The following is a 25,005-nucleotide window of genomic DNA, read 5'->3' as shown; positions in this document are numbered from 1 at the left end:
CGCGGTTCTGTCCGGCTATGTGTGCTCCTGCAACCGGACGAAGGCTCCTATACGATCAATCTGCCTGTGTGGATCTCCCAAGCTGTATCATTTGCGAAGTGGGTTCATTCGTGGGAGACGCGGCCGCCAAGCAAGCGACCTCTCCTGCAGCGCAACACCATGCCAACCTTCCTGTTTTATAACGTTAATTTCCGGTATGAATGATGTTTGAGGCCATGCTCGGATGCGATTGAAGCGCGAGCGATCGATCAACCCAAGGCGATCATGCTCGTTCTTGAGGGAACTGCAGCACCCTCTCAAAGTTCCATATTTTGGCTATGGCTGACGCCAGACGAAAGTCAAAAGGTGGATAGCAAACGCCCGGCGAAAAACATCCGCCGCACCCGCGCAAGATCGGTGCGGAAGCGACACGGCTTGGGCCGGGTTCATCTTAACAGGATCAAACCTCAGCCGCCGGCAGAGATCTGGTTTTTCGTCAGTGACAGCAAGGGCAGCTCGATGGTGCAAACCAGCCCTGTCGGTTCGAATGCCAAATGCCCCTTCCCGCCGAACTGGTAGGGAACCAGATCTTCGATCAGCTAGGAGCCGAAGCCGCGCCGTTCGGGTTGGCTCAAGGGTTCGTCAAGGCCACTCTCGCTCCAGACCAGCCGCAGGATCTCCGGCTGCGTCTGCCGGTCGATCTCCCATGTCACGTCCACGGCCCCGCCCGAAATCGACAGGGCCCCATGCTTGACGGAATTGGTGGTGAGTTCGTGAATGGCGAGACTCAGATTCTCCGCTGCCTTTCCGGAAACCGGGATCTTCGGCCCGTCCAGCTGGATCTTGTGCTGGTCGAGTGTCTGCGAACCGATTTCGGTTCTGATCAACTCGCCGAGATCGACGGCGGAACTCGCCGCGCGCGTCAGAAGCGTCTGGGTACGCGCCATGGCATTGATCCGGCCTTCCAGCCGGTCGGCATAGGCTTCGACACTGTTGCTGGATTCCGCCGTACGCCGGGCCACCGAACGGACGATGGCAAGCGTGTTGCGCACCCTGTGCTGTAATTCATGCAGGAGGACTTGCTGGCGCTCCTGGAGCAGCAGCATCGCATGCACATCGGTGGCCGTGCCGAACCATTCCACGATATTGCCGGTCTCGTCGATCACAGGCCGGGCGCGCAGGTGAACGGCGCGGTAGCTGCCCTCATCGACATTCCAGAGACGATGGTCGACTTCCAGCTGACCCGCCTCGGTTGCGCCCTTCCAGGCCGCCATCACCCGCTCTCGGTCGTCGGCATGGACCTTGTCCAACCAGCCATGGCCCAGCGCCTCTGCCTCGCTCTGGCTGGTGAAGGCGGTCCATTGCGGGCTCACCCAGGTCCATTCGCCCGTATCCACCGCTCGCCAGACGAGCTGGGGGATGCCCTCGACGATGGAGCGCAGCAGCGCCTCGCGGTCGCGCAACCGCGTCTCGGCGCGCACCAGCGCCGTCACATCCATGAAGGTCAGCACAGCGCCTTCCACGAGATTGTCGATGCTGCGATAGGGCAGAACGCGGATCAGATATTGCGCGCCGGTCTGCGGATTGCGAGTCTCGCGCTCCACCGGCTCCAGGGTGCGCAGCATCTGCGCGACATCCGCCTCCAGTTCGCCATAGGAAATGCGGTTGGCGATGTGATGGATCGGCCGACCCAGATCGGTTTCCATCAGATGGAAGATCTCGCTGATGGCAGGCGTATAATTCTTGATGCGCAGCGAGGCATCGAGAAAGATCGCCGCGATCTCCGTGCTTTCGAGCAGGTTCTGCAGATCGGAATTGGCGCGCGCCAGCTCTTCCACCCGGTGCGCCAGCTCGCCATTGACGGTCTGAAGTTCCTCATTGAGCGACTGCAGCTCTTCCTTGGAGGTTTCCAGCTCCTCATTGGAGGATTGCAGCTCCTCATTGACCGATTGATATTCCTCGTTGGAGGCTTTCAGCTCCTCATTGGTGCGGCTGAGCTCCTCGACGGTGGCCTGCAGGCGCTCGCGTGTGCGGCGCAGTTCATCCTCCAGGCGGTGCACGTGCAGCGCCTCGCCACTGGCCTCGCTCGGAGGCGAAAAGGGTTCGATCGCAGGCCCGTCCTGCAAAACCACGAGAAAGCGCGGCGGTGCGCCGGGCCCAAGCTCCACCGGTTCGACGCTGAGCGTGACGGTGATCGCCTGATCCTCCACATGCACTCGCAATCCGCCAAGGCGCGAGGCGCCTTTGCCGGCCTCCGCCCGCATCAGCGCCGCGCGCAGATCGACCCGGAGATCGCGATGGATGAGGTTGAAGACATTGAGGCTCGCATGGCCGGCCGGCGGATCGAGGAAGCGGCCGGTGCGGCCGGAAAAATGCAGCACGTCATGTGCCGCGTCGACGATCATATAGGCCGGCTGATAGCGCTCCATGATGCGCTCGGCCTGCTTGGTCATCAATGCCAGCGAGCCGCTTGCATTGCGCATTCCCGCTGCCCGCTCCGTCGCGCGGTGGGCGTCGAGACTGGCCGTCAGCGGAAAGTCCGGCAGAGGCCTGGACAGAACTTCCAGCGGCTGGAAGACGCGGTAGCGGCGATCGACCGGAGCGAAGAGCTTGGCGTGCCGACTGACCGTCTCGCTGTTGCCGAGAAACAGATAGCCTTGGGGCCTCAGGGCGAAGTGAAAGAGCGGAATCACCCGATCCTGCAAGTCCTGCCCGAGATAGATCAGAAGATTGCGACACGAGACCATGTCCAGCCGCGAAAAGGGTGCATCCTTGATGAGGTTGTGCTGCGAAAACAGGCACATCTCCCGGATTTCCTTGACGACGCAGTAGGTATCGCCCTCCTTGACGAACCAGCGCGCCAACCGCTCCGGCGTCACCTCTTTCAGCGCGGAGGCGGAATAACGGGCGGAGCGCCCTTGGACCAGCCCACGCGAATCGATATCCGTGGCGAAGATCTGGATCTGCGGCGGTGCTTCCAGCCGCAGCGCCTGTTCGCGCAGCAACATGGCAATCGAGTAGGCTTCCTCTCCTGTCGCACAGCCCAGCACCCAGACACGCAGCTGATCGGCCGCCGTCTTGCCCTCGAAGAGCTTGGGCACGATCTCCCGCTCGACAAAGGCGAATTCCTTGGGGTCGCGAAAGAAGTGCGTGACCCCGATCAGGAGGTCGTTGAACAAGAGGCCGGGTTCGTCTGGCGTTTCGCGCAGGTAGTCGACATAGGCCTCGACCGTGTCCATCTGCGCCACCTGCATGCGCCGCTGCACGCGACGCAGGAAGGTGTTGTGCTTGTAGCCGTGAAAGTCATGGCCGGTGCGGTTCAGCAAGATGGAGGCGATGCGGCTCAAAGCAGGCGCGGCCTCGGCCACCTGCATGTCGAAATCCTGCGCGATCTGGGCACGGGCCAGCGTGCGGACCTCCAGGCGCACACGTTCGACCATGGCCTCCACCGGCAGCCAGAGATCGGCCAGGGCAGACAGGTTGGTTGGATAGGCCGGCGACGCCAGACCGGCACTGTCGATCTCTTCGGCTTGCTCGGCCAGTGTCAGCCCGCCATGCTCCTTGATCGCGATCAAGCCCAGCGTGCCGCCGGACTGCAGACCGGCAAAGGTGATGCCGATGGCGCGCTTGCCCTCTTCCTCGGCGAGCGACACCAGAAACGTATCGATCGTTCCGCGTTCCCCGGCCCGCTCCGGCGCTGGCTGCACCAGAAGCCGTCCACCGCGAAGGGTGATCGTTACATTGGGAGAAACGGTATAGACCGCCCCCTCTTCCAGCGGCTGATCCTGCGAAACGGCGGACACAGGCCCTTTCCAGATTGCGCTAAGGTCGCCTAGCAGGGCCTTTTCATCCAACGCCTCACGATATTGCAGAAGCAGCACCAGAGACAGGCCGGGCGTTCCCTCCATCGCTTGGACAAAGCGCTTGGCCGCCTCGATATCCCGAGGCGTTGCCGCCAGCGCGACCACCACCGGAGTCGGCTGCAGGCCGCTCTGGTCGGGGCGCCCGGCAGCGGGCTCGTTCGGGCTGGCTGGAGGCCAGAAGGGAAGAGTGCGGATTTCAGTCACGGGCATCCTTGGTCACATGGCCTGTCGAGCCGACACGCTACAGAGGACATCCGCAGCGAGGGGCAGGTGCATCGTCGCGATCGGGTTTTCCGACCGGCGTGCCTGCAGCGTCGCTGGCGCGCGAAGTGTGCCTGCACTTGCCCAAAAAAGCGAGCCCCTCATTCTGGCCGCTGTTCCTGGCTCTCGATAGCGCCTGAGACAAGTTTTCGAACAGTTCGACATGGCCGCTCAAAGCCCTGACTTGTCCGGCAAGACAGGCACAGCGGGCTCGACGATTTTATCGAGGATAGCGCGACGCAGCACCTCCGCCTGGTCGCGATAGAGGCGAGCGCGCTGCCGGTAGATCTCGCCCATGCCGCCCCGGCCGCCTTGTTCGGCATCGCGGCGCATCCGATCGATCAGCGTCGCCCGCTCCTCCAGAATGCGCAAGGCAACACGCAACGCCTCATCGACAGCCCCTTCCTTTCGCTCGAGAAGGGTCGCATCCGTAAAGGCGTGGCCCGTCTGGCAGCGATAACGCTCCGGCTCTTGGCAGCCTGCTGCAGCAGGTTCGGGTGATGCCCGAGTCACAGTGGAGAGCACGCCACCGCAATCCGGGCAGGTCAGCAGGGACGGCGCGCCAAGCTTGCCGATCACCAGCGAATTCGACCGCCCGCCCAAGGCAATATCGACCTCGACGACAAGGTCCGCCGGCGGTGGCGCGCGCTGGAGGCCACCATCCCCTTCGATCAGCGCAAGCCGTTCGAGAATCGCATCGGCCAGCGCTTCGGGTGCACCGATCCCGTCCGGCGCCACCGCATCGCAGGCCGCGCGCGGCATGTCGGATGCCTCTGCATCCTCCGGGCTTTGCACCAACGCGAGCCCGAGACAGCGTTTGACCGCAACGAGACCGGACACGCCATCATCGAGCCAACCGCTGAGGATCACCGCGATCGTGCGCGGGCCGGCGGCCAAGGCGGCAGAGCGGAATAAGGGGTCGATAGCCGGGCGCGACAGGTTTTCCCTTGGCCCGTGCCCAAGACGTAAATGGTCGTCCATCACCAGGAGATGAGCATCCGGCGGCGCGATGTAGACGTGCCCCGGCATCATCTGCATGCCGTCGCGCACCCTTTCAATCGGCAAAGGGCCTGCACACAGTGCCGCATACAGGCCTTTGCTGTCAGGCGGAATGTGAATGACGATCAGGATCGCTGCCGGCAGGTCTGCCGGCATGCGCGACAAAATGCGCCGCAAGGGATCGAGCGCGCCAGCGGAGCCGCCGATCACGATGAGATTGAGAGAGGAACGGCGTAATTCCATCGTGAGCCAACTGAGACGCCGCGGTGAAGTTCCATCGCCCGCCCGATAAAGCGGCCATGGCGTGACGGCCTTGAGCGCCGGGAATGGCGAATTGCGGAACAAAGCCAGCGATCGACCCGTTTGCACAGCGAAGTGAACAATGACCCAGCGAAAGAAACTTGGGAAATAGGAAGGGAAACCGCCATGGCAACGCATTGGGAAAATAGCGACCGCAACCTTAATTCCACCCGCCACGCTCCGGGTGAAACCGTTCGTCTGAACGCCACGGAAGCCCGTCAAGGACGTCTTGGTCAACCGGTGCTCAAGGTGCTGATCGGTGGCCTGGTGCTGGCCGCACTTGCCTGGGGTGTAGCCGAATTCGTTGCCGGCGAAGGCGCCGATAATGACGCGGCGACGAACCGGTCGGATATCACGGCACCTGCCGCACCCACTGCCGCGACGCCCAGCCAGCCGACTGTCGATAACACGGCGCGCCCCGGTGAAGCGACGCAGATGGCCCCCGTCGACCGTTCGCCGGCTCCGCAGTCCGGTACCGGTGGCGCTTCTCAGACCACGTCGCCTGACGGCACCGTTCAGTAATTATAAACTTACAAAACAGGCTGGCCCTATGTGGCCGGCCTGATGGGTCGAGAAGCCTGAAGCAGGCTGATAACGATCCGAATGAAGTGGGAGATTCTCATGGACGACAGAACCGGCACCCGCCAAGGCCATGATCGGATGACGCAGGGCGGCGCGCTTGATGTGCGCGATGCCGAACCCGTGAATGAAAGCGACGCCTCGCTGAAAGGGCGCAGTGACGAGAAGGCGGTGGACGCCATCGAGCCGGATGATGTGCCCAACTTGGCCGCAAGGCGTGAAGCCGCACAGCTTCATGGTGATGCCTTCATCGTCAAGACCGACCTGGAAGATCAGGATGAGCGCTCCTCTTCCCCAGGCAAGCTCGAAGAAGACTAAAGGCACGAGGCAGAAAGATCTCTGTTGAGGCGAGAGGCGGCGTTTCCACGTGGACGCCGCCTCTCGCGTATATGCACGACGCAATATGCCACAGACATGCACTGGGACATTCAGAATTGATTTCTCCTGTTATTATGATCTGAAGTGGGAATGCTGGATAAGACCCTCGGGAACCTTCCTGCCTTTTGAACGTTGGCACGTTAGTTGCCGCGATGGAACGGCATTTCACCAGGAGGACCACCGATGAACGAGCGTTTCGATCCGAACGACAAGCGTCCCACCTCCCCGAGCAGCTGGCCAGCAGACCAGGCCGCTGCCAATGCTGGCGCGCCGCGAACGGCGCCTCTCGGCACGACGGCAACCAGCGATCCGTTGTTGAACTCCCGGCCGATGGACCCGGACGCACCGATGACGCGGCCGCGGAGCAATTGGCCGATCCTGATCATCCTGCTTGCGGGCTTGGTTCTGGCGCTGCTTCTGTGGCTGCCGGGCGGCAATTCCAACAATGATACCGCCACGCAGCCCGCTGCTCCTGCTGCCACACAGGCCACGCCGCCGGCAGACCAGGCAACGCCGCCAGCTGCGACCCAGGGCGCGACAAATAACGGCGCAACCACGACGGCGCCCGCCACCGACACCCCTGCGACCCCGCCGGCCGCAACGCCTCCTGCTGCCACCGGCACCAATACCGGTACGCCGGCAACCGGCAATGGCACGACGACGGGCACGGATAGCGGCACCTCCGGGACCGGAACCAGCGCCCCGGCAACGGGCAACGGCCAGTAAGCCGAAGCGTCATCTATAGCGTTTAAATGGGCGGGCTCTTCAAAGGGTCCGCCTTTTTCATGTGCTACCTTTTGTTCGCCTGCCATCATAAGGCTCCTAATACGCGCCCCTGTTGGCGGAAAGGCAGCTACGGTGACGAGGACCACCCCGTGCTTTTTGCGAAACCAAACGGGCTGCCGCTCGTTTCTGCTCAGAGCCGCCGGAAAAGCCGGCGCCATTTGATCGAGGAGTAACCCCATCATGGCCGACCGCCCCGCAAAGACCACGACGCGCGAAGAAGATTATCGCGATTATGAGCACCGGGACCTCGACCAGGGCTGGCCCTATGCCGATGAGGTCTCGGGACAGCCGACCGACCCGGCAAACCGCGCCTATGGCGAGGGCGCCGAGAGCTTCGACGAGCAGGGCAATCCGGGCTTTCAGACTGCTGACGAACCCCGCATCGATAGCGCCAATGGCCCTGATCTGCTGGCCGACGATGTCGAGGGCGACGTCGATGATGATGCGATCGAGGCGCGGCTCGTGGAACGCCTCGAAGACAAAGGCGTCGATCTTTCCGCCGTGGAAATCCGGGTTGAAGACGGAGAAGCGCTGCTGTCAGGCGCGGTCGAAACACGTGAAGATCGGCGGCTCATCGAGCAGATGGCGCTGGCTCAGCCGGGCATCAACACAGTGCGCAACGAATTGACGACGCTTGCCGTCGATGCCGCGATTCCTACCGATCTTGACTGATGATAAGACGGGCGGGCCTGGTTCCGCGGGCTCGCCCCTACTTCTCGGTTTTAGTTATTTTTGAATGCTTGAATAACAGCAAGCGGCAAGGGTGGCGGTCCAAGCGCTATGGGCACCTGTTCAGCTTGTGACTCCGCAAGGCGTCAAGCGCGACAGGATGGCTTCGCGCGGCGCGCGCCAAATGATGTCCTGAAAATTTCCACGCCCCTCTGGACGCCTCTGAAACTGCCTTATCTTTAATCCTAGGCATGTCCTTGTCGACCGCTCTTACGCCGCTCGGCAGATGTCGAGCGCCTCCAAGTCGTATCGTGTTGCGAGGAATGGGGATCAGCTTGAACAGGGATGAGACGACGGCCGCCGGTGATCAACAGCGGCAAGACGAGGCAAACGACCTCAACGACTTCCTGATCGGCCTGGCGCGCGGCCTCGGCGGCGCTCTGCTCTTTGCCCTGCCGATGCAGATGACGATGGAAATGTGGGCGCTCGGCTTCACCATGGATCGGTGGCGCCTCCTGCTGCTGCTTCTCGTCACGCTGCCGCTGCTGTTCGGCATCGCGCGGCGTATCGGCTTCGAAAAGACCTTTAACTGGCGTGATGGTCTACGCGATGCAATGGTCGCCTATGGCATCGGTATTCTGTCAAGCGCCGTTCTGCTGTCGCTCTTTGGGCTGATTACCGGCGACATGGCGCGGGAAGATCTCGTAGGCAAGATCGCGCTGCAGGCCGTTCCCGCCAGCATCGGCGCCCTTCTTGGCCGCAGCCAGCTTGGCAACGGAGGCGAAGACGACCAGGACGAGCGAGATCCCGCTCAGCCGCGCACCGGCTATGGGACCGAGCTGTTCATGATGGCGGTGGGCGCGCTGTTTCTCAATCTGAACACGGCGCCGACGGAGGAGATGATCCTGATCTCCTATCTGATGACGCCATGGCATGCTTTGCTGACCATCTTCCTGTCGATCGCGGTGATGCATGGCTTCGTCTATGCCGTATCCTTCAAGGGCGGCCATGAGCTGTCCGATGACGTTCCGCGCTGGCATGCACTGATCCGCTTCACCATGCCGGGCTATGCCATCGCGCTTTTGATCAGCGTCTACTGTCTCTGGAGCTTTGGGCGCTTCGATGGCGCACAAGCAATGCCGGCGCTGATGGCCGTCATCGTGCTGGGCCTGCCGGGCGCGGTCGGCGCGGCCGCGGCTCGCCTGATCCTGTGAGGAACGCATGAGCAAAGGGCCGACCACGGAAACCAGGGCGCACTGGATCGAATGGGCGACGGGCCTGACAGCCACGATTCTCGTGGTCGCGATGATCGGATGGGTGGCCTATGATGCCGCGACTGGAACGCATGCCGAACCGGAGCTCGTGGTGACGATCACGGCGCAGCGGCCGGCGGCCGGCGGCACGCAGGTGTCTTTCACCATCTCCAACACAGGCAAGCGCTCGGCCGCCGGCGTGCCGGTGACCGGCCTGCTCGTTCGCGATGGTATTGTCAAGGAACGGCGCGAAGTGACCTTCGACTATGTGCCGGCACAATCGCATGAGGATGGCGTTCTGATCTTTACCGAGGATCCTTCGGGCGCACAAATCGATCTGCACGCATCAGGCTATCGTGATCCATGACCATGGAGCGCTGATGATCGAAATATACCGGTCTGCGAAGCGATACAGCCCATCTTGCACCCTTAGCCGAAGTCCGTGCTGCCCGCTTTTCTCTGGCGCCGTACGCTGACGATGTGATCGCGGATCTGCCGTTCCGCCTCGCCGAGGCTGGGATAAAGACATCCGTCGAGATCCCAGGCGTCCAACTTAACGGCGACGAACTGCATCCGCTCGCCCTGCGGAACAAGCGCGCCGACGGGCTCGCCGGCAACGGTGACGACATGCTTTTCCAAGATGGTGCACTCCCTATCGCCGGAGCATTGGGCATGCGTCAGACGGCTTCGTTGCCGCTGGCGCGCCTTCTCTCGGGCTGTCTGCGTCCCTTTCGTGAGGGCGCATGATTTTTGTGCATCCTCTTCGGGATGCGCGAACGGAAACCGGGACAAAGGCTGTTTGTTCCGCGCTCAAGACCCATGTGACGACGGCTGTACGATCATGTGGCAAAGAGCCAGCAGCAGCGCTCCAAGAGTTGCTCCGCGATGACGAAGCCCCCTTGAAAAGGCGCTGTGCGCGCCCGCCTCAGGCGAGGAATCGATCCGGGCGATAGGGTGCGAGATCGATTACGCTGCGCTCTCCGGTCATCACCTCGGCCAAGGCGCGGCCGGTGACGGGGCCGAGCGTCATGCCATGATGCGCATGGCCGAAGGCGAACCATAGACCCTGATGGCGCGGTGCCTTGCCGATGATCGGCATCATGTCCGGGGTGCAGGGCCGCGCGCCCATCCAGGGTTCGGCATCGCGCCGTTCCGCCAGTGGGAAGAAGTCGCGCGCGACCTTCTCCGCCCGCGTCAGCTGCACCGGCGTCTTTGGCGCATCGCGATGGGCAAATTCGGCGCCCGTGGTCAGGCGGATGCCGCGCAGCATGGGCGCGAGGAAGTAGCCCATTTCGGCATCCAGCACCCAGTTGTTCAGCGTGGCATTTCCCTCTGCGCCATAATGCATGTGGTAGCCGCGTTTGACGGCAAGCGGCAGGCGGTAGCCGAGCTTGCGGGTGACCGTATCGGCCCAAGGCCCGAGCGCGACGACCACCTCCTTGGTTTCCAGGGGACCATCGGGTGTTGCCAGGCGCCATCCCGGCCCTTCGAGAATATGCTCCACCGTTGCGGCATCACCCGCCGCGAGCGTTCCGCCCAGCGCCTGGAAATAGGTGAGATAGGCTTTCAGCAGGCTTTGCGGATCACGGATCGACCAGGGGTCGGTCCAGCGCAGTCCGCCAGCCAGATCGATGCGGATCGACGGCTCGGCGGCGCGGATTTCGGCCGCGGTCAGCTTCTGATGTTGTACGCCAAAGCCTGCGGACAGATTTTCCGCATCCTTGTAAGCGGCGTCGCGCGCGGCTTCGGTCCGGAAGACCTTCATCCAACCATCCTTGCGGATCAGGTCCTCGGCGCCGGAAGCGTGGATCAGATCGTCATGCTCGGTGATCGAATGCTCGATCAGCGGTGCGTAGAGGCGGGCGATGCGTTGGTGCTGGCGAAAACCGGAATGCCACCAATAGCGCGCGAGAAAGGGCACAAGCCCCGGCAGCGCCTTCAGGTGGTAATGCGCGTCGATCGTGTTGTTCAGCGCATAGCGAAACAGCGCGCCGAAATCATGCGGAAAGCCATAGGGAAAAACGCCTTCGCGCTGGATCAGCCCAGCATTGCCATAGGAGGTTTCCTCGCCGGGACCACGGCGGTCCATCAACACCACGGCCTTGCCTCGCCGGGCCAGATGAATGGCGGTGGAGACACCGACAATGCCTGCGCCGAGAACCACGACATCCGTCTTCTTCATGCCTTGCGCTCCTTGCAAGTCCCGCTTTTCGCCGGCACACTCAGGGCATTCCGGCCTGCTTCCTTCCACGCCCTACGCTGATGGCGTGCCATAGCGCGCAGCATCACCATCAAGGCGTCGGCAAGACCGGATGCACCGGCGTCGCCCGCATCAGCCTGCTGTAATCATAGTGCGGTCTGTTGAGGAAAATCTGAAGCGGGAAAACGAGACCGGGACATCCCGACACACCGTCAAAAGAGGAGTGCAGACACGAAAAAGGCGGCGCCCCGTTGCGCCGCCTGCTCACAGTTCGATGTCTTTTCAGCGCGGGACCTTAGGTCCGGCGCATCAGGCCGGCGACCAGAGAGATCACGAGGAAGGCGAGGAAAAGGAAGAACAGGATCTGCGCGATACCAGCAGAGGCGCCGGCAATACCGCCAAATCCGAGAACGCCTGCAATAATTGCGACGACGAGAAAGACAAGCGCATAGTACAGCATGACAATTTCCTCCGGTTCGATACTGTCCGAAAACGCACATTTGTGAAGAAGGTTCCTTCGGTGCGGAAAACTTGCCATCGACAGGAGATGCATGGGCAATGTGGAGGCTGATGTTAATCAGTCATTTACCATAGACGTTTGGTTGCGCCATTTTGGCACGCTTCTGCCACAAGGTTGCGGAACCATCCACCACAGAGGGCGTTGAAAAGTCAAATTCCTCAATGGACACGAGACGATGGTACATTTATCGGCACATCTCCTCAAATCCGCTTTGGCGGTTGCAAGCCCCTCGGATCGGTGGCGCGAGACGAATGTCCATATCGGGCAAACTCTCAAGGCGCTGTACTTCAACGGCGAGGCACCGCACACCGAAGGCGTCTTTACCCGGCTTCTCGACAAGCTCGACGATGCCGAAGAACAAAAGTTCCAGCCGATGTGACCAGAGCGCAGGCGCTGCCTCACGGCGGCGTACTGAAGACCACAGGGAGAAGCATATCGGCTTAAGGGGGCGCTTCATGATGAAGCGCCCCCTTTTCATATGCACAGCGCCCCGGGGCATCAAATCCGGATGCGATACCCACAGGTGAGCAAAAACCGAGCATGCCGGCCCTCAACAAGAGGCATGAAAAAAGCGCCGCTCGCACAGCGGCGAACGGCGCTTTCAATTTCTATCAAAGCATCCGCGTCGGGCTTCGTCCTATATCGGCCCTGACGCGCTCAAATTGCTGATCATCCCTATTCGGCTGGAGGTGCGAGCACGAGGGGGCGCGGATCGCGCTTATAGGCATTGGCATCGTAGCGCGGCTGCTTTTCCAGCTGTGCTTTGGTGAAGGGCGAGTAGATCGTCATCTTGCCCCTGGCATCCGCCATGATCTGAATGTCACGAGCGCTCATGGCGACCGGCTTCTCGCCAATGCCGAGAAAGCCGCCGACATCGATGACATAGGCATCGAGCTTGCCCTCGCGATTGAGGATTACATCGCCGACCTTGCCGATCTCGCTGTCATCAGCCACCTTGACCGGCGTGCCGATCAGGCTGGTGGTGCTGATCAGCGACGGATCGACGGGGCGCAGCTGTGGTTCGGCTGCGGTTTCGGCCGGGGGCGGTGCATCGGGGTCGGTCATGTCAGGTGTGGTGCCGAGCGTCGGCGTGGTGGTAGTTGCCTGCGCGGCCGGCGCACCGGGCTGCACGGGCGTGCCCGTTTCGGTCAGTTCGCTGCCGGCCGGTGTGGTCGCCTCGCTCTCCGGCGTTGCACGCGGAGTCGTCGGCTTGGCAGCGGCATCATTCGTTGTGGCGGCCGGATCCATGATCGCGTCGCGCTTGAACGCAGGCGCCGCCTTCAGATCGTCGCGGCTCATGGCCACGACCAGGATCTGTTCACCTTCGCGATCCGACCATGAGACGCGATCGAAGGCGACTGCAACGTCCTTCTCGCCGATCCCGAGGAAGCCGCCGACACCCACGACCAGCGCCTGCGCAGCTCCGGCCGCATTCATCACCACATCCTTGACCTTGCCGATCGCCTCGCCTTCTTCATCGACGCCGGTATAGACCGTCTTGCCGATGACGTTGCTGGCCAGCATCGGCGGATTGGCCGGATCAGCGACCACGGCGCCGGCCTGTGGCGCCGGTGTCTGGGCGTGGAGGCTCAGCGTGGACATGGCAAAACCTGCGGCGAGCACGGTGGAGGCGAGCAGGACGCGAATCATAAACAACTCCTTGAGACGATCAGGATGCGATCTAGGCAAAAAAGGGATCGCTTGCAGAACGCCGCAGACAGCGCCCTGGTTCCAGCCCTGATGAAAGACATGGCGAAGTGGGCGTCCCGCCCTCGGCATGGACACCTGTTCGGCTCAGACAGTGCGGTGCAACTATTGCACCTGTGCCACCATCACCTTGTCCCGTGCCTGCTTTACGGGATTGGTGATCAGCGTGACGTCTAACTCATCCCCGGCCGTGATGCGCCAAGTCACCTCGGTATAGTCGTCCTCCCGTGCCGGATCGATTTCGGCGCATTTGCCATAGATGACGCCATAGTCACGACGCACGGTTCCGATTGCGGGTCGAAGATCGCGCTGGCATTCCTCCATGGCTTCGAAGGCAAAGACCGGCGGCTCGATTTCGGCGCATTGGGTGTTGCCGGATGAACAGCCCACCAGGATCATGATTGCTGCAATATGCTCCATAGAGCACTCCATCATTGGGATGGGTTGGCCTTGAATGATGTGACCAAGCAACGAGCAATCCGTTGAAGAGGTTCCAGCTGTCTTTACGTTTGGTTTACATTTCTTAACGAGCAACGCGGCAATTCTCATGATCTGCCGAGAGGATGCCTGGGAGGTGCGATCTATGCATAGAGAGATAAGCGCCAGTGCCTGCCGATTTTCTCCTAAATCAGGGAACCCTAAGGTCCGATTTCGCGTTTGATAGATGCTAATCTGCGTCGCGCCATCCGGCCGGCGCTGCATCGCATCATGGAGTGGCCACGTCGCCCGCATAGCCCTTTGAAAACGGTCTGTGCGCTCGGTTTTTCTGCCTGACCAGAGCCCTGCAGCAGTCGAACCCACCTTTACGCGACGCACGATCCGCAGGGGTCAGCGCGCATCCTTGACACCGTCAAGGCGATCAGCTGCCCTTGGTATCCACACTGCATCGTCTTGTTTAACACGGCCGGTCTCACCAGCGCCGCGTGACCATCACGCGGCATCGCGCGCCTGTTCGGGCGCGACAGACGGCCGTGGTGGCGGGTGAAGGGAAATCGATCATGCTGCGCAGTCCCGATGCCGTCTGGCTGTCTGACAATCCCGGCACGAACACCGTGCTGATCCATGGCATGGTGATGGCACCGGCCTTCTGGCGCTGCTTCGCGCCGACTATCGCCATGACCGGGCGCGCTGCCGCTTATCCACTGCCCGGGCATTCGCCCTGGATTCTCGGAAACGGCCATGCCCCGCTGACCACCGCCGCCATTGTCGATGCTTACGCGACGGCGATCGAACGAGACTTCGATGGAAGGCCGGTTACATTGGTCGGCCACTCGACTGGCGGCTTTATTTCCCTGCTGATCGCGCGCCATCGGCCCGACCTGGTGAGCCGCGTGGTCCTGATGGGCGCCTTTGCCTGCGGCCGCTTCGAGGGTCAGGAGCGCATGGCCTCACGTATCCTGCGCATGCCGCTTCTTGGACGGCTGCTGTTTTCCAAGCTTTTCACCCGCTGGATCGCCACCAAGGAAACTTTCCGCTGGGGATCGCTTGAATGCGTCTTCGACAAGGCAGTTGCCTGGGAGACGGAAGAAACGCTGGCAACGATGGAAATGGTGCGCGAACATCTCCTGGCGTCGCGCCCGCATGAAATCGCCGCCTTCGTTATGTGGATGACACGCACCTCCATCGTGCCGGAATTGCCGCGCATCGACGTGCCGGTGCTCAACATCATCGGCGCAGGCGATCGGGTCGTGCCGCCGGTCCACCAGATTCATCTCGCGGCCGCCCTGCCCCGCTGCCATACAGTGATCCTCAACGCCATCGGCCACCTGCCCATGGCCGAGGCGCGTCCCACCGTCGACCGCCTGATCAGCGACTTCATTCTTCTGGGACCGCATGGCCTAACAAGCCGTGCTGCAGCGCAGAAGATCCGCTCTGGCGCTGCAAAAGGCGTGCTTTCGACGGAAAATCGGCCGAAGGGAACAAATATCACGGCCATGCGTTATTAGGGCGATCCTCAAATCGAGCCCACATGAACCCAAGAGGACCCCTATGCTCGGCACAATTCTATTGGTCATTCTCATTCTGTTGCTGATCGGTGCACTGCCGACTTGGGGACATAGCCGCAGCTGGGGTTATGCGCCGTCGGGCGGGCTTGGCCTGGTGGTCATCATTCTTCTCATCCTGGTGCTGATGGGCCGTATCTGACGGACCCGATATCACTGTTGCTTGTCTGACCTTCGAAAGGACTCCGTCATGAAAAAAGCCCTTCTCGCCGTAGCCTGCATTCTGCCGCTCGCCGCCTGCACGCAGACCGAACGCGGCGCCGCCATCGGTGCCGGCTCCGGTGCCGTAATTGGCGGTATTGCGACCGGCAATGTTCGTGGTGCCGCCGTTGGCGCTGCAGTCGGCGGTGTCGCCGGCGCCCTGATCGGTCGCGCCAACGAGCCCGGCCGCTGCATCTATCGCGACCAGTATGGCCGCCGCTACACGGCCGCCTGCTAAGATCTGCCAGAACTTTTAAAGACGTGCCCGCTTGTGATGAGGATCCGGCGGGCACGTTTTTTTATGCGCGCATCTTTCACCAAGCATCATTGCGACTGTGTCCGTCATGGACATAGATAGTTTGGCGCGCATCGAAGCGCATCGTTTCCTTGAAAAATCGAAAGGAAAGCCTTTCGAGGAGCTGGCAAGATGCTTTGTTGGCTGATTGGGTCTCTGCGATCAGGCGGCTGATTCCGCCGCGATCGAAAGCGTGATGCACGATGCACCCCACCGTTTCGGTTGCAAGGCCCTGCCCGAAGACCTCCGGAAGCAGGGCATAGGATAGCTCGGTCTCCACGCCATCATGGGCGGGATGCAGACGAACGAGACCGACGCTTAGGGTCGGCTCATGCTTGGGAACGACGACCCAAGTGGACGATGCCTCAGCAAATAAGTCAGAGATGCGGGCCTGCGCCCGATCTGCGCTGAGCACTCCGCCGAGATATCGGCGAACCACAGAGTCTGTGAAAAGCCGCAACAGCATGTCCCTGTCGTCGGCGCATGGTGCGCGGAGAAGGCAGCGCCTGGTTTCGAGCACGTCAGGCTTTGCCCGCCTTTTCCGCCTTGTCCAGCTGTTCGAGCAGATCCAGAAACATGTCGGGAATCGGCTCCTGCTCAACGGCGGCGTAGAAGGCCTTAAGCTTCGAGGCAACCTGGCTGTTTGGATCGATGGGCATGCCACCCGGCCGCATAACGCCGCTGCGCCTGGCTTTACGATAATCAGACATCAGTGCGACATGCTCCCACACGCGCTATTCTGGATACGAGCCGGTTCGCATAGGGCTGCCCTGTTCGAAACCACGGGCCAAAGCCTCTCTGTCATGGATTTTATCCTCATCAAACTTCCCATGGACAGGAAAAAATGGTCAAACGGTTCCGCTGGTTCTGGAGCGTGAGCGGGGCCGCCTTCCGAGAATTCAGTTCATCATACCCAAGGACGTCTTAAATGTCACTTTCCATGCGCATTGCCGCCCACCTGCCCTATCTCCGTCGCTTCTCGCGCGCGGTCACCGGCTCGCAGACGTCGGGTGATGCCTATGTCGCAGCGGTGCTTGAGGCGCTGATCAGCGACATCAGCCTGTTTCCCAATGCCTCTACGGACCGCGTCAGCGTCTTCAAACTTTATTGCCAGCTCTTCGACCACGTCACCATTTCCCCGACAGAGACCACATCCCCCTTTGCCTGGGAGCAACGTGCCGCCGACAATTTGCAAAACATCGCGCCCGATGCGCGCAGAGCTTTTCTGCTCGTTTCGGTCGAGGGCTTCACGCCTGAGGAAACGGGCGAGATCCTGAACCTCTCAACCGACGAGACAGGTGCTTTGTTGCGCAAGGCCTCGCAGGAAATTTCCGCGCAGGTCGCAACGGAAATCCTGATCATCGAGGACGAGCCGCTGATCGCCATGGACATCGAGGACATGGTGCGCAGTCTCGGTCACGGCGTCTCCGGCATTGCGCGCACCCATTCCGAGGCCGTCGAACTCTTCCACCGCACCAAGCCGGAGATGGTTCTGGCCGATATTCAGCTTGCCGATGGCAGCTCCGGCATCGATGCGGTCAACGAGATCCTGAAGAGCTCCACCATCCCCGTGATCTTCATCACCGCCTTTCCCGAGCGTCTGCTGACGGGCGAAAAACCCGAGCCCGCTTTCCTCGTCACCAAGCCCTTCAACCCGGACATGGTGAAAGCCCTGATCAGCCAGGCCCTTTTCTTCGATGAACATGCGGGTCGAGCCCGTTAAGTCAGGCTCCAATACAGCATCATAGGTTTAACAAACGCCCTCGGATGCTGCAGGATCGTCTCCTGCAGCTCAATCAGGGCGAAGAAACTCTTGGCAGGGCCGCCGAAGGGCACCTGGCGTTTTATTTCACGGTACTGGCCGGTCGATCGCGAAGCGGTCGAACCAAGCCTCCCGCTGGCCGGCAATCTCGGCGGCCAGCATGCGTGAAGCCATGTAGGAAAACGTAATGCCATTGCCGCCGTAGCCATAGGCGGCGTAGATGCGGCTATGCCCCGGCACACGGCCGATCAGAGGCAGGCCATCCTCCGTCGTGCCGAATGCGCCGGCCCAGGCATGGGTCACAGCTTGGTTTGCGCCGGGGCAGAGTTCGGCCAGCACCCTCAGCAATTTCTCCTGCTTCATCGCCGTCTTGGCTGCCCGCTCGTCATGGTCCTGCGTATCGTCATCCTCGCCGCCTATGACGATCCGGCCGTCGGCGGTGGCACGCATGTAGTGATAGTCTTCGGACGCTTCCCAGACGAGCGGCAGGCCGGGCCAAAGTCCTTGCGGGGTTTGGGGAACAGTCGCCAGCGCCCAGCTGGAGACGGTGCTGTGCAGGTCGGTCTTGACGAAGTCCGGCATGATATAGCCGGTTGCCAGCACCACATGCCGCGCCTCGACGACCAGACGATTGCTCATTTCCACCTGAACACAGCGGCTATCGGCGTCGAAAGTCTCTGCCTTGGCATCCACCAGCTTGAGGCCGGCGCGCTCGGCCCGACGCAGAAGGCCCCAGGACAGGAGCAAGGGGTCGGCATCGGCCGAGCCGGGCGAGAGGATCGCGCCATCGCGGCGGAAGCCGAAATGTGCCTGCAGATGTTGCCCATCCACGAATTCGCTCGGCAGGCCGGCCCTGCCGCGCAACGCCGCCTCCTCCTCTAGATCGCGATGGCCAACCCCGTCAGCAGCGATGTAGAGCGTAGCGCGCGGGCTGAACTGGCAGTCGATCCCCGCCTCGGCCACCAGACGCGTCAGCCCTTGAACCGCCGAGAAGCTCTTGCGGTAGATCTCGGCTGCGGCCTCGAAATCATAAATGTCCGTCAGCCGCTTCAACGGCTCGTCGATCTCCCATTGCAGCATGGCGGTGGACGCGGCGGTGCTGCCAAGACCCGGCGTCTCGCAATCGGCCAACACGACCTGATGCCCGTGCGCAACGAGATGTTCGGCCACCAGCGAGCCCGTAATGCCACCACCGATCACCAGCACATCGGTCGTCATGCTCTCCCGAAGCGCATGGCGCCTGGGCGGGGACTGAGCGGCGCCCCAGGGGGAGCGTCCATTGTGCAGATCGTCCTGTGACAGGTTCTCGGTATCGATGATCACCGACATCGCGCATTCTCCAGGTGTCAGGGGAAGCAGATGCCGCGCGGCCAGACGGCATGGCGCGGCAAAGGCCGGCAAAGCACGGATGGCTCTGTCGGCTTCAGGATGTTGATGATGATACGGTGGAGAGGCGGGGCTGGATCATCTCTGAAGCCGAGGCTTCGGCGGGCGAGATCTCAGTCTTCAACGATCGTCGGGGCATGGCAAAACCGGCGAAGCGGACATGGCTTCGCCGGCTGGAAAATGGTGTGACACGAACGTGAAGGGGCTTGGGGGATCAGCCCGGAAGCTGGCGCTCCGGCGGGTGGCTGCGCACTTCGTTGAAGATCGTCATGGCGATCAGCGAGAGCGGCATGGCGAGCATTGCGCCGACCGCACCCCACATCCACGTCCAGAAGATGATGGCAATGAAGATCAGGAAGGGGTTGATCTCCAGTCGGCGGCCGAGAATGGCCGGCGTCACCAGGTTTTCCATGACGAGATGCAGGAGAAAGAAGCCGGCTGCCGGCGCGAGCGCCAGCAACACGCTGTCATGCGTCATCAGCCCTGCGGACATCAGCGCAATGGTCATGGCCGTCACGCCGAGATAGGGGATGAAACTGGAGATGAAGGCAAAGACGCCCCAGAGAGGCGCGACCGACAGGCCGCCGACAAAGGCGATCAGCCCCGTGATCGTGCCGAGCGCGAGATAGATCAGGCTCGCCGTGGAAAAGTAGAATCCCACCGCATTTTCGGTCGCATTCATGATGCGGATCGCCGTCAGCCGCCGTTCGCGCGTCACAAGAGCCATGATGATCGTCTTGCGAAGATGGGTGCGCCCAAGAAGGAAAAGGCCGAGTGCCGCCAGGAAGATCAGGGCCTGGATCAGCGCCGGCGTCAGCCCGGCCGCCAGCGCGCCGAGCACCGCCCCGGCATTGGCCATGGCCAGGTCCGAAATCGCTTTTTCGTCGGCACCGGCAATCACGTGACGGGCCCATTCGAACCGGTTGAGAAACGGCATGACGCGCTCGACGCTGTGCTCGACCATCGCCGGCGCGGCTGCAAACAGATTGCTCACCGGCTCAATCAGGGCGTTGGTAAGAAGGAACAGGCCGACCGCGAAGATAAGGCCGAGAAACAGACCTCCGGCACCGGGCGGCAGACCGAAGCGTGACAACTGGTCGGCAGCGCGACCCAGCACCATGCCGACGACGATCGCCAGCGTCACCGGCATCAGGATCGGCTCGAGGAGATAGATGACGACGGAGGTTGCGATGATGAACATACCGATGATCGACCAGGCGACCATGAGGTCCAACACGCTGCGATAAGGCTGTTCCGGTTCGCGGTCGAGTAGCTGCTGAAGTTCGAGATCGACCTTGGTCTTGTTCTTGAACATTCCACGCCCGGCGAAGGAAGCGCTCATCACCACTCTCCATAGTCTTCGGGCGGTACAAAACCTCTCCGGATGGCCCTGTACAAGACGCGAAATTTGCGCCGGCTTTCGTCCCCAGCCCCGGTCTTCCACTTCAAATCATGCGCCCGGCCGGCAGGCCGGGCGCATGCACAGAGGATCAATAGCGCTCAGGCGGAAAGACATGCATCGTCAGTGAGAAGAGGCCGAGGCCGAGCAGAACGACGATCAGCGTCGAGGCAACGTCCTGCGACGTGGACGGCAGAATGCCGAAGCCGACGACGAGGGCAGCAAGCACGATCAGGCAGAGCCTGGGCAGCCAGTAAAGCATGGTGAGTCCCTTTCAAAAGAGTCGAGAAGACCGGCGGCGGAGCGGCAAAGCCATTCGTTGTTTTTCTGGCTTTGCGGTCGTTTTGGTCGGGTCGTTGACCGATCTGCCCACAAACGTGTGACGGCCTTTGTTGTTCCCGAAAGCTTAATGAGGATTAACCGGATAAAGAGATGCCGATACCAGCCACTTTTCTTATGCGTTGTGCATAAATCAGCTGGTTCTGTGCAGCGATAACCTTTCCTCCATCTTGCCTTGCTTCCATAGGGCATTGGGCCCGCAAGACGGGCAGAGGGCAAGACGAACCTGTGGGGGTTCACCAAGAGGGGATTGAGACCATGTGTCAGCAGTGCATCAGCGCCGGGGTGAGCCGACGCAGTTTCATGCGGTTTGCCGGGGCCGGTCTTCTGTCCGCCTCGGCAGGCTTCGCCGGGCACGCTCTGGCTGGTGAGGATCCGCCACCCAGCCCCGATGAAGCGCTGCATCGGCTGGTCTATGGCAACAAGCGCTTCGTGCAGGATGCGGAAGCGGGCGCGGCCGGCTTCATCGAGCGCCGCGCGGAGATTGCCAAGGTGCAGAAGCCCTGGTCGATCGTGCTGACCTGCTCCGACAGCCGCGTCGTTCCTGAGCTGATCTTCGGCGGGGTGACGCTGGGCGAGATGTTCGTGGCGCGCAATGCCGGCAATGTGGTCGATACGGACGTGCTCGGGACCATCGAATATGGCGTCGAGCATTTGCATGTGCCGCTGGTCGTCGTGATGGCGCATAAGCGCTGCGGCGCTGTTGCCGCCGGCTGCGATGCCGCCTTGAAGGGCACCAAGCCCGAAGGCAATATCGGCCATATGATCGAAGGCATCGTCGAGATCGCCACGAAGGACAGGGATCGGCGCGAGGGCTTTCCCGAGCGTGTCGCCCGCGCCCATGCTCTGCGCGGCGTCAAGCGCATCTTCCTGGAGAGCGCCATAACCGCCCACTTGGTGCGTGCCGGCCGCGTCAAGGTCGTGCCTGCTTATTATGATCTCGACAGCGGCGAAGTGGAGTTTCTCGACAAATCGCTGCCCGGCTGACGGCGAAACCGCTGATCCGATCTGACGCTGGCGCGTAACGAGGCGAGGAGTTTCAACCAGCCGAGGACGCCGCCATGCACCGCTCGATCCTGTTTGCCCTCAGCCTGAGTTTCGCCTTGCCGGCTGCAGCCGAGGACGGGCGGCTCAAGGCGGCTGACATCAAGGAGAAAATCGTCGGGCGCACGATCTATCTCGCGGCACCGATGGGCGGCGAGTTTCCGCTGAATTATCGCACGAATGGCGAAGTGGATGGCGACGGGCAGGCGCTGGGCATCGGCAAGCTGGTGAAGCCGTCCGATAGCGGCAAGTGGTGGATCGCGGATGACCGTCTCTGTCAGCAGTTCAAGACCTGGTATGACGGCAACAGCATGTGCTTTGTGCTGTCGGATGCAGGCCCGAACAAGGTGAAATGGGTGCGCAACAATGGCGAAACGGGCATAGCCCGCATCGGCAACTGACCCAGCCGCCGTTGCATAAAAAAGGCGCCGCTCCCAAGAGGGCGCCTTTTTCTTGGATAGCGGAGGCTTGAAAACCACAGAGCATCTGGCCGAAAGCAGAAACCGGCTTTCGGCCAGATGCGACGACGAAAAGTTTAGAGCGCCGCCACGACGATGATTTCGACGAGGTAATCCGGTGTCGCCAGGGCAGATTCGCCCGTAGCCCGGGCAGGCGCGTTGCCGGCCGGCACCCAGCCGTCCCAGACAGCGTTCATCTTGCCGAAATCCGCCATGTCCTTCAGCCAGATCGTGGCGGAGAGAATGCGGGTCTTGTCGGTACCGGCCTCGGCCAGAAGGCGGTCGATCTTGGCCAGCACCTGGCTGGTCTGCTCGGAGACATCGCCGCTCGGCTCGCCGACCTGACCGGCCAGATAAACGGTGCCGTTGTGAATGACGGCTTGGCTCATGCGTGGGCCGACGTCGATGCGTTTGATGTCCATCTTGGAAATCCCCTGTCTGGTGACTGTCTCGATCCGCCGGGACCGCGCGGCATCACGCCTGCGACCGATCCGTCATTGAGCGGCCCTGCCCGTTTAGACCATGGCCGCGGCAATGAAAACCCGAGAGCGGCGCGATCATGCGGGATTGAGGCTCAGGCGGATGCGCGTCCCCTTGCCCAGCGCGCTCTCGATCGACAGGTGCCCCTGGTGCAGCGCGGCGATGCGCTCCACGATCTTCAGTCCGATCCCGAGCTGGTCCGAGCTCTTGATGCGCCCGCGCTCCAGTTCCGTGGCCGGCTCCGGATTGAAGCCGGGGCCATCGTCGGCGACCTCGATGGCTCCCTCTTGGAGAACACGCACCGTGATGTGCGTGCCGGCAGGCGTGTGCTTGACGGCGTTTTCCACGAGATTGCGCAGCATGTTGTCGATGAGGGGCGGCAGGGCCCGCACGTGCGGGTTCCCCTCCCCGACCAGCTCTAGCGAATGGTTCTGGGAGAAGACGAAGGGCGCAAGCCGCGCCACGCTCTCTTCCGCCAGCGCGCCGAGATCGACGGTGCGCAAGGACTGGGGATCGACGATATCGAGCTTGGCGAGCGCCGTCAGTTGCTCCAGCATGTGGGTCAAAGCTTCCAGGTCCTGCTCGGCCTTGCGCGCGCGAGGATCGTCGATCCGCTCCAGTTCCATGCGGATGATGCTCACAGGCGTGCGAATCTCGTGCGCGATCGAGGTGGAGAAGACCTTCTGCGCCTGGATCAGATCCTGCACGCGGGCCAGCAGCCGGTTGACCGCATGGGCAAATGTGGCGACCTCCTGTGGCATGCCGTCGGTCGAAAGCGCGCCGAAATGGGTGCGCGGGTCGATCTGATCGGCTGCGCGCCCCGCCGCCGTCACGGGCTTCAAGGCCGCCCAGACCGAAAGGATGGTGCCAAAGGCAACCAGGCCGAACATCAGCGGCATGGGGATGATCAGATGGTCGCGCAGCTCATGGGCAAGCACGCCACGCACGAAACCGTGGGGATCGCCCAGCACGGCCAGCTCGACGAAGACATCTTCCTCGCCGACGCGAAAGGTGCGCCCGCCGGAGACGCTCAAGGGCTTTCCAGGCGCGATGCTGCGCTGCCAGAAATCTGGGGGACTGATCTCCACCGGCAGAAAATGACGCTCGCAGGCCTGGGCGCAGTTGGAAAACAGCACCTGGCCGGATGCGGTGCGCACCCGGACATAGATGGCACCATCATTCTGATCCTCGCTGGGATCGAACACATAGCGCTCGGCAAGTTTGGGCGTCATGTCGAAACGCAGCCGGCCGCCGGGCGCGCTCAGGCCTGTCGCCAAGATCTCCGTCTCGTCATTGATGAGGAAAGCACCGAGTTCATCGTCATCGGTCCAATATTGCAGGAGAACGATGCCGAGTTCGAGCAGCATCGCCAGAACGGTGAAGACGACGATGCGCGAAGAGACGATGCCGATTAGCGAGCGGCTGCGTGGCCGACGGGCAGGCACCGGGCTGGCGTCACTCATACCAGTGCCTGCAGCATGTAGCCGACGCCACGCACGGTGACCAGATTGGCGCGGGTGTGCAGCGGCGTCAGCTTCTTGCGCAGGCGCGAGACGGCAAGTTCGAGCGCATTGGGCGTCATCTCCTCGCCAAAGCCGGACAGCGCCTGCTCCAGCCGGCGCTTCTGAACCACCCGCCCCGCATCCCGCATCAAAAGCTCCATCAAAGCGCGCTCGCGCGGCGGCAGCGGCACGATCTGACCGTCGCAGGTCAGCTCCGCCGTCGCGGGGTTGAAACGCAAGGCACCGGCTTCGAGAATGGGCTGCAGCGCGACGGGGCTGCGGCGCAGCATGGCCCGACAGCGGGCCAGGAATTCGCGGTGATGGAAGGGCTTGACAAGATAGTCGTCGGCCCCGGCATCCAGTCCCTCGATCCGCTCCTCCACCGAACCACGGGCGGTGATGAGGATGACCGGCAGGTCCTTGTGGTCCTGGCGGATGCGGCGCAGGAGATCGAGTCCGTTGCCATCGGGTAGCCCGAGGTCGAGCAGCACGAGATCATGCTCGCGCATGCCAAGTGAAAGGGTCGCGTCGGCGATGGTGCTGACGGCATCCAGCCGCCAGCCTGCCTCTCGCACGGTCTCGCTCAGGAGCTCGACGAGACGGGCGCTATCCTCCACCAGCAAAAGCCGCATGCTTCCTCCC

The 25,005-nt window shown here is 62.0% G+C and carries 28 protein-coding genes; 13 read left to right on the top strand and 15 right to left on the bottom strand.

The genetic code is table 11. The features are described from left to right. Positions 1-578: 578 nt before the first annotated feature. Positions 579-4,046, bottom strand: a complete 3,468-nt coding sequence (locus BMX61_RS16765) for a CheR family methyltransferase (protein WP_170854965.1) — start codon at positions 4,044-4,046, stop codon at positions 579-581. Between the two features lie 228 nt (positions 4,047-4,274). Continuing rightward, positions 4,275-5,345, bottom strand: a complete 1,071-nt coding sequence (locus BMX61_RS16760) for a chemotaxis protein CheB (RefSeq protein ID WP_075629285.1) — start codon at positions 5,343-5,345, stop codon at positions 4,275-4,277. Positions 5,346-5,528: 183 nt separating this feature from the next. On the opposite strand from BMX61_RS16760, the gene BMX61_RS16755 reads away from it, so the two are divergent. The 6 genes from BMX61_RS16755 to BMX61_RS16730 all read left to right on the top strand — a co-directional run bounded on the left by BMX61_RS16755 (position 5,529) and on the right by BMX61_RS16730 (position 9,434). Continuing rightward, entirely contained in the window at positions 5,529-5,924 is a 396-nt protein-coding gene (locus BMX61_RS16755; protein ID WP_075629286.1) for a hypothetical protein, read from the top strand. Positions 5,925-6,062: 138 nt separating this feature from the next. After that, entirely contained in the window at positions 6,063-6,299 is a 237-nt protein-coding gene (locus BMX61_RS16750; RefSeq protein ID WP_075629567.1) for a hypothetical protein, read from the top strand. A 243-nt stretch (positions 6,300-6,542) separates the two neighbouring features. Continuing rightward, positions 6,543-7,085: a hypothetical protein gene (locus BMX61_RS24370; protein WP_075629287.1), complete on the top strand. Its 543-nt coding sequence runs from the start codon at positions 6,543-6,545 to the stop codon at positions 7,083-7,085. Positions 7,086-7,325: 240 nt separating this feature from the next. After that, a complete protein-coding gene (locus tag BMX61_RS16740) occupies positions 7,326-7,817 on the top strand; it encodes a BON domain-containing protein (RefSeq protein ID WP_075629288.1) in 492 nt (163 codons plus the stop codon). A gap of 332 nt (positions 7,818-8,149) precedes the next feature. Beyond that, complete coding sequence (locus tag BMX61_RS16735) at positions 8,150-9,028, top strand: TIGR02587 family membrane protein (protein ID WP_234794714.1); 879 nt, start codon at positions 8,150-8,152, stop codon at positions 9,026-9,028. 7 nt (positions 9,029-9,035) lie between these two features. After that, a complete protein-coding gene (locus BMX61_RS16730; protein WP_075629290.1) occupies positions 9,036-9,434 on the top strand; it encodes a TIGR02588 family protein in 399 nt (132 codons plus the stop codon). 62 nt (positions 9,435-9,496) lie between these two features. Here BMX61_RS16730 and BMX61_RS16725 read toward each other — a convergent pair whose 3' ends face one another. The 3 genes from BMX61_RS16725 to BMX61_RS16715 all read right to left on the bottom strand — a co-directional run bounded on the left by BMX61_RS16725 (position 9,497) and on the right by BMX61_RS16715 (position 11,727). After that, the gene (locus BMX61_RS16725) at positions 9,497-9,706 is read right to left on the bottom strand and encodes a hypothetical protein (protein WP_075629291.1); all 210 of its coding nucleotides are present in this window, start codon (positions 9,704-9,706) and stop codon (positions 9,497-9,499) included. Positions 9,707-9,992: 286 nt separating this feature from the next. Next, complete coding sequence (locus tag BMX61_RS16720) at positions 9,993-11,249, bottom strand: NAD(P)/FAD-dependent oxidoreductase (protein ID WP_075629292.1); 1,257 nt, start codon at positions 11,247-11,249, stop codon at positions 9,993-9,995. A 313-nt stretch (positions 11,250-11,562) separates the two neighbouring features. Further along, positions 11,563-11,727 (bottom strand): DUF1328 domain-containing protein, encoded by a 165-nt coding sequence (locus BMX61_RS16715; RefSeq protein WP_037105882.1) that lies wholly within the window; start codon positions 11,725-11,727, stop codon positions 11,563-11,565. 235 nt (positions 11,728-11,962) lie between these two features. Here BMX61_RS16715 and BMX61_RS16710 point away from each other — a divergent pair, with 235 nt between their 5' ends. Then, entirely contained in the window at positions 11,963-12,166 is a 204-nt protein-coding gene (locus BMX61_RS16710) for a hypothetical protein (RefSeq protein ID WP_075629293.1), read from the top strand. A 296-nt stretch (positions 12,167-12,462) separates the two neighbouring features. Here the strand turns inward: BMX61_RS16710 and BMX61_RS16705 are convergent, their stop codons facing one another. Beyond that, positions 12,463-13,437: a PRC-barrel domain-containing protein gene (locus tag BMX61_RS16705; RefSeq protein WP_075629294.1), complete on the bottom strand. Its 975-nt coding sequence runs from the start codon at positions 13,435-13,437 to the stop codon at positions 12,463-12,465. Positions 13,438-13,599: 162 nt separating this feature from the next. Further along, positions 13,600-13,914 (bottom strand): hypothetical protein, encoded by a 315-nt coding sequence (locus tag BMX61_RS16700; protein WP_075629295.1) that lies wholly within the window; start codon positions 13,912-13,914, stop codon positions 13,600-13,602. Positions 13,915-14,492: 578 nt separating this feature from the next. Between BMX61_RS16700 and BMX61_RS16695 the strand changes: the two genes are divergently transcribed. Genes BMX61_RS16695 through BMX61_RS16685 form a run of 3 tightly spaced genes read left to right on the top strand, consistent with a single transcriptional unit; the run spans position 14,493 to position 15,936 of the window. Continuing rightward, on the top strand, positions 14,493-15,440 hold the full coding sequence (locus BMX61_RS16695; RefSeq protein ID WP_075629296.1) for an alpha/beta fold hydrolase: 948 nt from the start codon (positions 14,493-14,495) through the stop codon (positions 15,438-15,440). Positions 15,441-15,483: 43 nt separating this feature from the next. Then, complete coding sequence (locus BMX61_RS16690; protein ID WP_075629297.1) at positions 15,484-15,639, top strand: DUF3309 family protein; 156 nt, start codon at positions 15,484-15,486, stop codon at positions 15,637-15,639. A 48-nt stretch (positions 15,640-15,687) separates the two neighbouring features. After that, on the top strand, positions 15,688-15,936 hold the full coding sequence (locus BMX61_RS16685) for a YMGG-like glycine zipper-containing protein (protein ID WP_075629298.1): 249 nt from the start codon (positions 15,688-15,690) through the stop codon (positions 15,934-15,936). Between the two features lie 76 nt (positions 15,937-16,012). On the opposite strand, the gene BMX61_RS16680 is transcribed toward BMX61_RS16685, so the two are convergent. Continuing rightward, entirely contained in the window at positions 16,013-16,513 is a 501-nt protein-coding gene (locus tag BMX61_RS16680) for a GNAT family N-acetyltransferase (protein WP_075629299.1), read from the bottom strand. A gap of 1 nt (position 16,514) precedes the next feature. Continuing rightward, a complete protein-coding gene (locus BMX61_RS16675; protein ID WP_234801477.1) occupies positions 16,515-16,724 on the bottom strand; it encodes a NepR family anti-sigma factor in 210 nt (69 codons plus the stop codon). A 197-nt stretch (positions 16,725-16,921) separates the two neighbouring features. On the opposite strand from BMX61_RS16675, the gene BMX61_RS16670 reads away from it, so the two are divergent. After that, positions 16,922-17,716 (top strand): response regulator, encoded by a 795-nt coding sequence (locus tag BMX61_RS16670; RefSeq protein ID WP_075629300.1) that lies wholly within the window; start codon positions 16,922-16,924, stop codon positions 17,714-17,716. Between the two features lie 126 nt (positions 17,717-17,842). Here the strand turns inward: BMX61_RS16670 and BMX61_RS16665 are convergent, their stop codons facing one another. The 3 genes from BMX61_RS16665 to BMX61_RS24760 form a co-directional block, all read right to left on the bottom strand. After that, positions 17,843-19,084, bottom strand: a complete 1,242-nt coding sequence (locus tag BMX61_RS16665) for an NAD(P)/FAD-dependent oxidoreductase (protein WP_075629301.1) — start codon at positions 19,082-19,084, stop codon at positions 17,843-17,845. A gap of 271 nt (positions 19,085-19,355) precedes the next feature. Beyond that, entirely contained in the window at positions 19,356-20,483 is a 1,128-nt protein-coding gene (locus BMX61_RS16660) for an AI-2E family transporter (protein ID WP_075629302.1), read from the bottom strand. A 148-nt stretch (positions 20,484-20,631) separates the two neighbouring features. Continuing rightward, positions 20,632-20,802: a hypothetical protein gene (locus BMX61_RS24760; RefSeq protein ID WP_092742860.1), complete on the bottom strand. Its 171-nt coding sequence runs from the start codon at positions 20,800-20,802 to the stop codon at positions 20,632-20,634. A 335-nt stretch (positions 20,803-21,137) separates the two neighbouring features. Here BMX61_RS24760 and BMX61_RS16650 point away from each other — a divergent pair, with 335 nt between their 5' ends. Continuing rightward, positions 21,138-21,866 carry a carbonic anhydrase gene (locus BMX61_RS16650; protein WP_075629303.1) on the top strand — a complete coding sequence of 243 codons (729 nt, stop codon included), beginning with the start codon at positions 21,138-21,140 and terminating at the stop codon, positions 21,864-21,866. A gap of 74 nt (positions 21,867-21,940) precedes the next feature. Continuing rightward, complete coding sequence (locus BMX61_RS16645) at positions 21,941-22,324, top strand: hypothetical protein (RefSeq protein WP_075629304.1); 384 nt, start codon at positions 21,941-21,943, stop codon at positions 22,322-22,324. A gap of 134 nt (positions 22,325-22,458) precedes the next feature. On the opposite strand, the gene BMX61_RS16640 is transcribed toward BMX61_RS16645, so the two are convergent. The 3 genes from BMX61_RS16640 to BMX61_RS16630 all read right to left on the bottom strand — a co-directional run bounded on the left by BMX61_RS16640 (position 22,459) and on the right by BMX61_RS16630 (position 24,995). Continuing rightward, positions 22,459-22,803 (bottom strand): RidA family protein, encoded by a 345-nt coding sequence (locus tag BMX61_RS16640; RefSeq protein ID WP_075629305.1) that lies wholly within the window; start codon positions 22,801-22,803, stop codon positions 22,459-22,461. Positions 22,804-22,938: 135 nt separating this feature from the next. Next, positions 22,939-24,324 (bottom strand): sensor histidine kinase, encoded by a 1,386-nt coding sequence (locus BMX61_RS16635; protein WP_075629306.1) that lies wholly within the window; start codon positions 24,322-24,324, stop codon positions 22,939-22,941. After that, positions 24,321-24,995, bottom strand: coding sequence for a response regulator transcription factor (locus tag BMX61_RS16630; RefSeq protein WP_075629307.1), 675 nt, complete (start codon positions 24,993-24,995; stop codon positions 24,321-24,323). Before BMX61_RS16630 ends, BMX61_RS16635 begins: the two co-directional genes overlap by 4 nt. Positions 24,996-25,005 lie beyond the last annotated feature (10 nt).

Source organism: Xaviernesmea oryzae, from assembly GCF_900109605.1.
GTDB lineage: Bacteria > Pseudomonadota > Alphaproteobacteria > Rhizobiales > Rhizobiaceae > Xaviernesmea > Xaviernesmea oryzae.
This window is presented reverse-complemented; position numbering and strand designations above follow the sequence as displayed.